The following is an 11,851-nucleotide window of genomic DNA, read 5'->3' on the forward strand; positions in this document are numbered from 1 at the left end:
TCGTCGCTTTCACGCGCACGCCGATGCGTTGCATTCGGTTTGTTGTGCGGTGCAAAAAGCTATATCAACCGCAAAGGCTGTCAAGCGCACCACGCGTTTCGCGCGTAGAGATGACATGTCCCGCAGTGGCGCGGAAAACGGCGCGGCGCCGAAAATCGCGTCAGCGATTTTTTACGACGCCAACGCCGCAGCGAGGCGATGGGTTACCCGACGGCAGCCTGATCGGAAATTCTCGCAAGACTTTCCTCGCGCCCCAAAATTTCCAGCACGTCGAATATGCCAGGCGAGGTCGCGCGGCCGGTGAGCGCCGCGCGCAAGGGCTGCGCGAGATCGCCGAGTTTGACGCCAAGCGCTGTCGCGAGATCGCGCACGACCGCTTCCGTTGTTGCGGCACTCCAGTTCGGCAGGGCTGCAAGTTTCTCGACAAGCGTCGCAAGCCGCGCGCGCGCTTCCGCCGAAAGCAGCTGCGCCGCCTTTGCGTCGAGCGACAGCGGACGCTGCGCGAAGAGAAAGCCCGCGCCGTCGAGAAGTTCGTTCAAGGTCTTCGCGCGCGCCTTCAGTCCCGGCAAGGCGGCGCGCAACTGCGCGCGCGTTCCGTCGTCGAGCGATCGCGCGATCGCGCCGCCGCCTTCGAGATAGGGAAGCGTCGCGACGAGCAAGTCCAACAGCGCGTCATCATCGCTATCGCGCAGATAATGGCCGTTCATATTTTCGAGCTTGGCGAAATCGAAACGCGCCGGCGAGCGATGCACCTGCGCGAGATCGAACGACTCGACCATCTCCGGCGTCGTGAAGAACTCCTTGTCGCCCTGCGACCACCCCAATCGAACGAGATAGTTGCGCAGCGCGGCCGGCAGGTAGCCCATCGCGCGGTAGGCGTCGACGCCGAGCGCGCCATGGCGCTTCGAAAGCTTGGCGCCGTCCGGTCCGTGAATCAGCGGAATATGCGCGAAGGCCGGGACCGTCCAACCCATCGCTTGATAGATGTGCGTCTGTCGCGCCGCATTGGTGAGATGATCGTCGCCGCGAATGATCTGCGTGACGCCCATGTCGTGATCGTCGACGACGACCGCGAGCATGTAGGTTGGCGCGCCGTCCGAGCGCAGCAGAATAAAATCGTCAAGATCCTTGTTCTGGAAGACGACGCGTCCCTGCACGGCGTCGTCGACGATCGTCTCGCCGTCCTGGGGCGCCTTGATGCGCACGACATAGGGCGCGCCGGCGGGCGCCTCCGAGGGGTCGCGATCGCGCCAACGGCCGTCATAGCGCCAGGGGCGCTTTTCCGCCTTAGCCTTCTCGCGCATCTCCTCGAGCTCCTGCGCCGTGGCGTAGCAGCGATAGGCGTGTCCCCGCGCCAGCAGCTCTTCGGCGACCTCGGCATGGCGCGCGGCGCGCGAGGACTGGTAGACGATGTCGCCATCCCATTCGAGGCCGAGCCACTGCAGGCCGTCGATGATGGCCTCGATCGCCGCTTGCGTGGAGCGCTCGCGGTCGGTGTCTTCGATACGCAGCATCATCCGGCCGCCGTGCTTCTTGGCGTAAAGCCAGTTGAACAGCGCCGTGCGCGCCCCGCCGATGTGCAGAAAGCCGGTGGGCGACGGAGCGAAGCGGGTGACGACCTGAGACATGAGCGCCGCGAATTCCTTGGTTTTGGGTCGGCCCGTCTAGCACGGGACACGCGAGGCGAACATAGTTCGTCACGATGATGGTTTAACCAAAGCGTGAACATTTGGGGGCTGTATCCCCTCTAGACATGTAACGCGGTTTGTGCGATAAAGTTCGCATGAGCACAAAGCCTCCCACCCTTAAGCAGTTTCAGAAGCGGTTCCCCGACGATGATGTTTGCCTAGAGCACATCATGCGGGTCAGATATGGCCAGCGTTTCGCTTGCGAGAGCTGCGGTCGCGAAGCCCACTTTTACCGCGTCAAAGGCCGCCGCTGCTACGAGTGCGAGCATTGCGGCTATCAGGTCTATCCGACCGCAGGGACGCCATTCGAGAAGACGCGAACGCCTTTAACGGACTGGTTTTTCGTCATGTTCCTGTTCACGGCCTCGCGCAATGGCGTCGCCGCGAAAGAGGTTCAGCGCCAGATCGGCGTGACTTACAAAACCGCATGGCGCATGTGCAAAGAAATCCGCAACTATATGGGCACGGTCGACGGCGACCGGCCGCTAGGCGGCGCGCGCCCTTTCTCGCCCATCGTCGAAATTGACAAGGCTTTCATCGGCGGCAAAGACCGCCAAGGACAAGACGACAAAGCCGTTGTTCTCGGCATGATGGAGCGCCACGGCGACGTTGTTACGAGGCTTGTTGCCGGCCGCAATGGCCGTCACGTCATGCCACAGGTCACGACTTGGGTCATCGAAGGCTCTCGCGTCATGACTGACGACGCCCGCGTTTTCCAGCATATGCATAAGGAAGGCTTTATTCACGAAAGCGTCAATCATGGCGAAAAAGAATATGTGCGCGGCGAAGCGCATACGAATAATATCGAAGCCTTCTGGTCAAACCTGAAGCGCGGCATTCAAGGAACTTACATCAGCGTGTCTAAGAAACATCTTCAGAAGTATCTGTGGGAGTTTGAATATCGCTACAACCTTCGTCATGCTCCGCATCTGATGCTGCCGTGTCTGATGGGTGGCTTTGCGAAGCCGGCACGCCGAGCATAGCGGCTAGCAGATTATCGAAGCGATTTCCGATTGTAAGCATTGGATTGCTGCGCCTCATTTGATTTGCCCCACAGAATTTTTCTTCCGCCATTCGTTGATATCCATTTGCGAAAATCCTGGCGATATTGTTTTTGTGTCCTCTTCCGGGCCAACAAAAGTTATGTTAGTGAAATGGCATCTCTTAAATTTAATTCCAGACAGCAAAACAGCACCCATAACAGGTTGCCCTTATGGCAGAGAAAGGAAGTGCAATTTTGGATTGTCTGAAAAACTGCAAAATTCAAACCTATTATTGCTATGAACCTTCAAAAAAGCCGGCCCGTTGACTATGCATCTGTCAAATATCTTTTCTGATATAAATGGATATGTGTCATCTATTAAACTATCAATGCGAATTGTCTCATTCGAGTATGAATTACGCGCTTGCTCGGCATGCAATGCTGTAGAACTTTCTGGCGCCCTTCGAAGTAAAAAATCAGCCCACGCATAAGCTGCGAAGCCAATGAAAAATCCAGCCGCCATAAAAAACCACTTTGATTCCAAAATTGGGAGAACCGCATCCATCATCGGCCCCCAATTTGAAGCCAAGATGCGATCCCATCCCTTATCCTTGGCGAGTTCTTGAATGTTCGCTTGGGATATCGGGACGAGCACACCTGTTGCGACAATCCCTGCCACCACAGTCGCGCTGTATCGAATGGCGTTCTTGATCTGCATGCCTCATTCATACCACGATTCCCGTCACATGTTCAAAGGGGATACCTTCGACATTTGGCTTGCGGAACGCAGTAAGAACCGATATCGTTCTGTTCATGATTTGTTTAGGTTATCGAGCCAGAAGCTGCGGCTCAGCCAAAATCAACGATTCGGCTTGCGGGGCGGTGCGGCGATGCTGACCAAAAAACAAAACGATCTATTGCGCTTCATCCATGAACGTCTGAAGGAGTCGGGCGTGCCGCCGTCCTTCGACGAGATGAAGGACGCGCTCGACCTGCGGTCGAAGTCGGGGATTCATCGGCTGATTCTCGCGCTCGAGGAACGCGGCTTCATCCGCCGCCTGCCCAATCGCGCCCGTGCGCTCGAAGTTCTGCGTCTACCCGAATCGTCCACGCCGCGTACCGCCGGCGGGCGCAACGGCAAGTTCTCGCCGTCCGTCATCGAGGGGAATCTCGGGCGCGTCCGGCCGCTCAGCGAACGTTTCGAGGACGAAGGCGAACGTCAGGTCGCCATTCCGGTCATGGGACGCATCGCCGCCGGCACGCCGATCTCCGCCATCCAGAACCGCAGCCACACCATCAGCCTGCCGCCCGACCTTCTCACGAGCGGCGAGCACTTCGCGCTCGAAGTGCGCGGCGATTCGATGATCGAAGCCGGAATCCTCGACGGCGATACGGTCGTGATCCGCAAGCAGGACAGCGCCGACACCGGCGACATCGTCGTGGCGCTGATCGACGATGAGGAAGCGACGTTGAAACGCCTGCGCAAACGCGGCGCTTCGATCGCGTTAGAGGCCGCCAACCCCGCCTATGAGACGCGTATCTTCGGCCCCGATCGCGTGCGCATTCAGGGCAGGCTCGTCAGCCTCTTGCGGAAATATTAGTTTCGCGGGCGTCGGCGCACCGCCGCTACTCAAGCGGCTCCATCGCGCGCGCATCTTCCGCGCTGCGCTCTTCATCGCTCAGCGGCGCGGTAAATCCGGACGTGCGGCGATTGCGGGGCGCCGGCGACCAGGGCCGATCCTCGTCGATCGCGCGCGCCGTCGTCCATTCGACGCCATCCGCCTTGAACCTCAAAGCCACAGCCCCTGTTTCGGCTAGTCTGCGGCGATCGATCACGATCTCCGCCGCACAGCCTAACGGCGCGTAGAGCGGCGTCACGATGACGGCGGCGCGCGCGCAGTCTTCGAAGAAACCGCCGCGCCCGGCGACGAGCGCGACAAAGCGGCCATTGACGGCCTTCGCCACGCAACCCGCGCCGTCGCAGGCGACGCCGCTCCTGGCGTCCGCGGACTGGCGCGCGTCTCCATCCGCCCGCAACCATTGTTCCGCGGCGAATGCGCTCGGCTTTTGCCCCATGACGGCAAGCTGTCCGGACGGCAGGCGCAGCGCCGCCGATTCACCGGTCGCCGGCACGGCCAGATCAAAGGGCGCGCCGCTTCTCGCGCCCATCAGTCCGATCAAGGCGAGAGGAATGGCGAGCGCGCGCCACGCCCAAGTGCGCCAGAGCACGAGCGACAGGACCGCAAGCGAAAGGAAAAGGATCGCCCAGGGCGCAAAGGCCGCAACCGGCAGACTCGCGCCGGGGGCGTTCGCGATCAGCCCGGCGAGATAGGTCACGAGGTCGATGCCCAGCTTGAGGTAGCGCCAGATGAAGCCGTCGAGGCCCAAGGGGTAAAGCGCGGCGCCGACGAGCGCGCAGGGAACGGCGAAGAATTCAATGATCGCCAGCGTCAGCGGATTGCCGATCAGCACATAGGGGCTCAGCTCGTGAAAATCATTCGCCATGAACGAAGCCGTCGCCGAGGTCGCGCATAGCGTTGCGAACATCGCCGCCCCGGGTCCGTGCAGCAGGCGCTCGACGACGCTTTCGCGAAGCGCTCCCCATCGCCCTCGCGGCGCGCGATCGTCGATGCGGCGCTTCGCGAGATATTCGCCGCGCCATTCGTACACCGCGATCAAAGCCGCCACCGCCGCGAAAGAGAGCTGAAAGCTCGCGCCGAGCAACGCCTCCGGCTCGAAAGCGATGATGAAGAGCGCGGCAAGCGCCAGATTGCGCATCGACAGCGACGGCCGATCGAAAAGAACCGCCGCGAGCATGATGAGAGTCATCACGAGCGCGCGCTCGGTGCCGACGCGAGAGCCCGTGCCGATGTCGTAGAGAATGGCGCCGAGCATGGCGAGCGCCGCCGCCCATTTCTTGATCGGATAATTCAACGCGAGCGTTTGCGACATCGCCAACAGGCGCCGAAAGCCGACGAAGAAGATGCCCGCGACGAGCGTCATCTGAACGCCGGAAATGGTGATGATGTGAAATATGCCCGCCCGGCGAATGAGATTCTTGGCGTCTTCCGACAGCAAGTCGCGCTTGCCGGTCACCATGGCGGCGGCGATCGCGCCCGTGTCGCCTTCAATGATTCGATAGACCCGCATCGCCAAGGCGTTGCGCATGCGATCGACGTGCGCGAAAAAACGCAGCGAGAATGGCGCCGGTTCGGGCGGCGACATGGTCTCGATTCGCCCAAGCGCGTTGCCGACCGCGCCGATGCGCGCAAAAAATGCGTCACGCGCGAAATCATAGCCGCCGGGGAGCGCCGCCCGCGCCGGCGGCATCAGCCGCGCCTTGAAGGCGATGAAGTCGCCCGCTGAGAAATTCGGCTCGCCGCGCGTCGTCAGCCGCACGCGGGAGGGAACAATGTCGTCCGGATAGCCTTCGGCGCTCGCAACGCGCAGAATAAAACGCGCCCCGGCCCGGCGCAGATCCACCTCCTCGACGAAGCCCGTCAGCTCACCGATTCCAATGCGTGGAATGACCGGCGCCGCGACGCGCGCCGTCCGCCAGGCGCCCGACGCAAAGCCGAGGGCGATGAAAGCGAGCGTCAGAAAAAGCGCATGGGCGCGGGCGTGGCGGCGCGTAAGCCCGGCCAAGACCGCAAAGGCGGCGAGCGCGCAAAGGCAAAGCGCGAGCGAAGGTTCCCGCTCGGCCGAGAAATAGAGCACGACGCCGCCGCCTGAAGCGACGACCAGCCAGAGAAACGGGCGGCGTAGCGCCCGCTCCTGCTCCAGCGACGCGCGCAGGGCCTCGGCCAATCCTCGTACACGCAGCGGAAAGACGCGCGATGAAAGATCGCGGCCGCGCTCCTCCCTTTCAGCGGTGCGTGAAATGTCGTTCAAGAATGACTGGCCCCGCACAATTACGGGAAAGAGCCTAGCGCCGACCGCGCCCCTTGTCTTGCGCCGCCTTGCGTCCCTGAACCGTCGCTCGCCAGTGGGCGGTTGCCTGCGGCGCCATAAAAAACTATCCCCTTAATCAGGAGCGAGATTCACGCTTGGGATGGACTCGCAATGCGATCAGCGCGCAGTGGCGCGGCGATCGCTGTCAATCGGTTTGGCGTCAATGAACAACGATCCATCGCCGGGCAGATCCTTGTTTCGCGGACTGACGCGAAAATGCCCAAACTGCGGCGAGGGCAAGCTGTTCGCGAGCTACCTCAAGCCGCGCGATTCTTGCGCGCATTGCCGGGAAAGTTTTGCGGGCCTCGATGCAGACGATGGCCCAGCATGGCTGACCGTCGGCGCCGTGACGATTACAGTCGTGCCGCTTCTCTTCATATTAGAGAGCAGCGGACGTTACTCCTACGCTGTCGAGATGCTGATCGTTGTGCCGCTAACGATCGCGCTCGTGTTGCTGTTGCTCCCGCTTACGAAAGGATTTTTCATCTCGGCGCTATGGCTGCTGTCGAGGAAGCCGAATTCATAGATTCGCGTATGTTACACGGAGCTCTCACGCCGCCGGCGCCTCGGACACGACAAGATAAGTGTCCGGCCCGTAATGCAACGTATTGCGCGCGAAATAGGGCGGCCCCGGCATATCGAAATGCACATAGCCGTGGCTGACGTCGCTCCGCAGCAGATCGAGGCGGCTCGCCACATCGAGTCGCAACCGGTCGCCGGGCTGAAGCCGGGTCGGTCCAGGCGTAACGCTAAAGGAGAGCGTCACCGGCCTACCCGGCTGTAAGGGCTCCCGCACGGATGTGTCATGCGCGATCTCACAGGCCGTATCGCGCGCCGGATCGCGCCGCCGCCGCGCAGGACTCATGGCTCCGAGCGAGAGAAGGCTATAGGCGCCATCCTTGGCGACGCGGCCGAGCCGCGCCACGAGATAGGAATCGATCTCATTGGAGCTGAAGACGAGATTGAGCGATATGGGGCCGGCGAGCGTCATCGACCGCTCCGCGGTCATTTCGAATGTGAGGGTCTGGTTCGCCACTTCATCGAACCCGCCGAGCACCGGCAGGCCCAGCGGAACGGCGGCCCAGCGGTTCTCGCCCTCTCCCGGCGTCTCCGCCAATTTGTGACGCGCGTCGTCCGCGCCGCCCGAGGCGAGATAGAAGCGTCGCTGCGCCGAGCCCTGCGCCGGAAAGTCGGCGGCGCCGACGTACCGCGCCTCGCCTTCAAGCCAGTAGCGGACGGCCGGCTGGCTGGCGTAGCCATTGTCCACGCCGTAGAAAATGTGATCGAAGAAGGCGAGCGCTTCCAATTGCCAGGCATAGACCGGAAGCTCGTAGCGCGGCGGGGCGAGGATCATCCATTTGCGGCCCGCCGGAGTCGCGGCGTTCTGGAACAGATCATAGGTCCCGAACTGGTGCAGGTTGAAATAGCCGAGATTCTGCACCACGACGAAAGGGATCTCGATCTTGCCGAGATCTCCCGAAGGGCCCGATTGGAGCAGGCAAGTCTCTCGCGATTTTCCGTCGAGCATCCAGTTCGCGTACCATTCGCGCACCGGCTCGACCGGCGTTTTGGACATGAAGGCCCGGTAGATGGCGTCTATCCGCTTCATCAGCAAAGGTCGCCACAAACGCTGGAGCGGCGAATTGAAGACATGGCTGAGGAGCGCTCGGGCGACCGGCGGCACGCGCAGGCCATACATCGCTGGCGTGAAGTTGGCGCCCATCCAGAGATTGCAGAAATAAAGGTTGAAGACGCCGCCAAACTGCACGAGGTGCCGGAAATAATCCGTGCAGATCTCGTTGCAGAAAAACGCCTTCAGCGCCGGCGGGCGGCGCACGGCGACGAGAGGCTGCGTCATGCCGTAGTAAGACGTGCCAAACAGCGCCACACGACCGTCGCACCAGGGCTGGGCCGCGGCCCAGGCGATCGCCTGTTCATGGTCGTCGACGTCCTCGGGAGACAAGGAAGACATTTTGCGTCCCGTCCGAGCGGCCCATGCCCCGCCGCTCCACCACGACCTGGACATAGCCGCGGGCGGTGAACACCGGCGGCGAGCCGATCTCATTGCTGCCGGTAGGCGCGCCGGCGGTGTGCAGCTCGCGCGTATAGGCGGCGAACTGGACGATCGCCGGATAACGGCCCGGCGCACGGGGCGTATACACATCGGCCGACAGGGTGACGCCGCCGGCCACCTCTATGCGCTGGTCGGCGAAAAGGCGACAGCCGAGTCCCTCGGCTGCGGCGCGCGTCGGCCGCCATCCCGCGAGTTGTTCGCGCGTCAGTTCCGGCGCCTTCATGGGAATGAGATTGTCGAGCCACTCAGGCATGGCGACCCCCTTTTTCAAATTGCCCAGCGTCGCGCCGATTCGCCGCAAAAAGACGCGCGATCGCGTCTTCATTCTCATCAGCAATGAAGCGGCGCTTGATTGTTGAGATGCCGGCCCGTATCGGCAATGGCTCCCCGACGAAAAATGCCGCAAAGCCTATCAGCGCACAAAGAAAAACCCCGGCTGCAAGAGCCGGGGTTTTTCGAATTGGATTGGTTGCGGGGGCCAGATTTGAACTGACGACCTTCAGGTTATGAGCCTGACGAGCTACCGGGCTGCTCCACCCCGCGCCAAGAGAAACACGCTAAACTATACGCGCTAAAGCAAAGCGCGAAGACAAAAAAGCAGCGCGGCGAAAGCAGCACTGCTGAAAAAGTCTCGATAAGAGGAATCGATGTGCTTCGCAGGCCTGGCGACGACCTACTCTCCCAGGTCTTGAGACATAGTACCATTGGCGCAGAAGCGTTTGACGGCCGAGTTCGGGATGGGATCGGGTCTGATCGCTCCGCCGAAGGCCACCAGGCCGGCGAAACACATCTTCGAAGCAAATGAGGTCTTTCTATTCGCGCCATACGAGTATGGGCGTCGATAAATGAGAGCGATCAAGCCAATCGAGCTATTAGTACCGGTAAGCTCCATGCGTTGCCGCACTTCCACACCCGGCCTATCAACGTGGTCGTCTTCCACGGCTCTCAAGGGAGAACTCGTTTTGAGGTGGGTTTCCCGCTTAGATGCATTCAGCGGTTATCCCGTCCATACATAGCTACCCTGCACTGCGGCTGGCGCCACAACAGGTCCACCAGAGGTATGTTCATCCCGGTCCTCTCGTACTAGGGACAAATCCTCTCAATTCTCCTACACCCACGGCAGATAGGGACCGAACTGTCTCACGACGTTCTGAACCCAGCTCACGTACCACTTTAATCGGCGAACAGCCGAACCCTTGGGACCTTCTCCAGCCCCAGGATGTGATGAGCCGACATCGAGGTGCCAAACAACCCCGTCGATATGGACTCTTGGGGGTTATCAGCCTGTTATCCCCGGCGTACCTTTTATCCGTTGAGCGATGGCCCTTCCACGAGGGACCACCGGATCACTATGACCGACTTTCGTCTCTGCTCGACTTGTCTGTCTCGCAGTCAGGCAGGCTTATGCCATTGCACTCGACGACCGATTTCCGACCGGTCTGAGCCCACCATCGCGCGCCTCCGTTACTCTTTGGGAGGCGACCGCCCCAGTCAAACTGCCTACCATGCATTGTCCCGGCGCCGGATGACGGCGCGCGGTTAGACATCCATGACGATAAGGGTGGTATTTCAAGGGTGGCTCCACACGAGCTAGCGCCCATGCTTCAAAGCCTACCACCTATCCTACACATGCCGACACGAATGCCAATGCAAAGTTACAGTAAAGGTGCACGGGGTCTTTCCGTCTGACCGCAGGAACCCCGCATCTTCACGGGGAATTCAATTTCACTGAGCTGACGTTGGAGACAGCGGGGAAGTCATTACGCCATTCGTGCAGGTCGGAACTTACCCGACAAGGAATTTCGCTACCTTAGGACCGTTATATTTACGGCCGCCGTTTACCGGGGCTTCAATTCAGAGCTTGCACTCCTCCTCTTAACCTTCCGGCACCGGGCAGGCGTCAGACCCTATACGTCATCTTGCGATTTCGCAGAGCCCTGTGTTTTTGTTAAACAGTTGCCACCCCCTGGTCTGTGCCCCTCCCGCCCGCTTGCGCGAACGGAAGGCCTCCTTATCCCGAAGTTACGGAGGTAGATTGCCGAGTTCCTTCAACGTCATTCTCTCAAGCGCCTTGGTATACTCTACCTGTCCACCTGTGTCGGTTTCGGGTACGGTCTCATGCAGGGGCTATTTCCTGGCGCCGCTAGGCCGCCCGAGAAATCCAGTAATCTCGAACAGCTTCCGCAACGCGTCACCACCTGCTGGCCCACGAATATTAACGTGGTTCCCATCGACTACGCCTTTCGGCCTCGCCTTAGGGGCCGGCTAACCCTGCGAAGATTAACTTTACGCAGGAACCCTTGGACTTTCGGCGACACTGTCTTTCACAGTGTTTGTCGTTACTCATGTCAGCATTCGCACTTCCGATACCTCCAGGACGCCTCACGGCTATCCCTTCGACGGATTACGGAACGCTCCGCTACCGCTTGCCCTTGCGGGCAAACCCAAAGCTTCGGCTCGTGGCTTGAGCCCCGTTACATCTTCGGCGCGAGAACCCTTATTTAGACCAGTGAGCTGTTACGCTTTCTTTAAAGGATGGCTGCTTCTAAGCCAACCTCCTGGTTGTTTTGGGATTCTTACATCCTTTCCCACTTAGCCACGAATTTGGGGCCTTAGCTGTTGGTCTGGGTTGTTTCCCTCTCCACAATGGACGTTAGCACCCACTGTGTGTCTCCCGCATAGTTCTTCCAGGTATTCGGAGTTTGGTTGGGTTTGGTAAGTCTGTGGGACCCCCTAGCCCATCCAGTGCTCTACCCCCTGGAGAATACATGCGAGGCGCTACCTAAATAGCTTTCGCGGAGAACCAGCTATTCCCGAGTTTGGTTGGCCTTTCACCCCTAACCACAAGTCATCCGAGTCTATTTCAACAGACACCGGTTCGGTCCTCCAGTGCGTGTTACCGCACCTTCAACCTGCTCATGGCTAGATCACTCGGATTCGGGTCTAAAGCAACGAACTGAACGCCCTATTCAGACTCGCTTTCGCTGCGCCTACGCCTATCGGCTTAAGCTTGCTCGTTACTTTAAGTCGCTGACCCATTATACAAAAGGTACGCCGTCACCCTTGCGGGCTCCGACTGTTTGTAGGTATCCGGTTTCAGGAACTGTTTCACTCCCCTCGTCGGGGTGCTTTTCACCTTTCCCTCACGGTACTAGT

General features: G+C 60.2%; 8 protein-coding genes, 1 tRNA gene and 2 rRNA genes (1 of these 11 running past the window's edge). 3 read left to right on the forward strand and 8 right to left on the reverse strand.

All coding sequences use genetic code 11. The features are described 5' to 3' along the window. Window positions 1-203: 203 nt before the first annotated feature. A complete protein-coding gene (gene gltX, locus IYW40_RS09470; protein ID WP_196400420.1) occupies window positions 204-1,628 on the reverse strand; it encodes a glutamate--tRNA ligase in 1,425 nt (474 codons plus the stop codon). A 155-nt stretch (window positions 1,629-1,783) separates the two neighbouring features. Here gltX and IYW40_RS09475 point away from each other — a divergent pair, with 155 nt between their 5' ends. Further along, window positions 1,784-2,671, forward strand: a complete 888-nt coding sequence (locus IYW40_RS09475; protein ID WP_196400421.1) for an IS1595 family transposase — start codon at window positions 1,784-1,786, stop codon at window positions 2,669-2,671. A 228-nt stretch (window positions 2,672-2,899) separates the two neighbouring features. Here IYW40_RS09475 and IYW40_RS09480 read toward each other — a convergent pair whose 3' ends face one another. Continuing rightward, window positions 2,900-3,388: a hypothetical protein gene (locus IYW40_RS09480; protein WP_196400422.1), complete on the reverse strand. Its 489-nt coding sequence runs from the start codon at window positions 3,386-3,388 to the stop codon at window positions 2,900-2,902. A gap of 172 nt (window positions 3,389-3,560) precedes the next feature. On the opposite strand from IYW40_RS09480, the gene lexA reads away from it, so the two are divergent. Beyond that, the gene (gene lexA, locus IYW40_RS09485) at window positions 3,561-4,271 is read left to right on the forward strand and encodes a transcriptional repressor LexA (protein ID WP_175094376.1); all 711 of its coding nucleotides are present in this window, start codon (window positions 3,561-3,563) and stop codon (window positions 4,269-4,271) included. A gap of 25 nt (window positions 4,272-4,296) precedes the next feature. Here lexA and IYW40_RS09490 read toward each other — a convergent pair whose 3' ends face one another. Then, window positions 4,297-6,561, reverse strand: a complete 2,265-nt coding sequence (locus IYW40_RS09490) for a ComEC/Rec2 family competence protein (RefSeq protein ID WP_196400423.1) — start codon at window positions 6,559-6,561, stop codon at window positions 4,297-4,299. A gap of 223 nt (window positions 6,562-6,784) precedes the next feature. On the opposite strand from IYW40_RS09490, the gene IYW40_RS09495 reads away from it, so the two are divergent. Next, a complete protein-coding gene (locus tag IYW40_RS09495; protein ID WP_196400424.1) occupies window positions 6,785-7,147 on the forward strand; it encodes a DUF983 domain-containing protein in 363 nt (120 codons plus the stop codon). 24 nt (window positions 7,148-7,171) lie between these two features. Here IYW40_RS09495 and IYW40_RS09500 read toward each other — a convergent pair whose 3' ends face one another. From IYW40_RS09500 to IYW40_RS09515, 5 genes are all read right to left on the reverse strand, one after another. Continuing rightward, window positions 7,172-8,593, reverse strand: a complete 1,422-nt coding sequence (locus tag IYW40_RS09500; RefSeq protein ID WP_348644264.1) for a CocE/NonD family hydrolase — start codon at window positions 8,591-8,593, stop codon at window positions 7,172-7,174. Then, window positions 8,556-9,020, reverse strand: a complete 465-nt coding sequence (locus IYW40_RS22245) for a CocE/NonD family hydrolase (protein ID WP_348644265.1) — start codon at window positions 9,018-9,020, stop codon at window positions 8,556-8,558. Before IYW40_RS22245 ends, IYW40_RS09500 begins: the two co-directional genes overlap by 38 nt. Before the next feature lie 141 nt (window positions 9,021-9,161). Next, window positions 9,162-9,238: transfer RNA gene (locus IYW40_RS09505), tRNA-Met, on the reverse strand. 117 nt (window positions 9,239-9,355) lie between these two features. Then, a 5S ribosomal RNA gene (rrf, locus tag IYW40_RS09510) occupies window positions 9,356-9,471 on the reverse strand. Window positions 9,472-9,546: 75 nt separating this feature from the next. Continuing rightward, window positions 9,547-11,851, reverse strand: a 23S ribosomal RNA gene (locus IYW40_RS09515) (it continues 517 nt past the right edge of the window).

This window comes from Methylocystis sp. H4A, from assembly GCF_015709545.1.
Classification (GTDB): domain Bacteria; phylum Pseudomonadota; class Alphaproteobacteria; order Rhizobiales; family Beijerinckiaceae; genus Methylocystis; species Methylocystis silviterrae.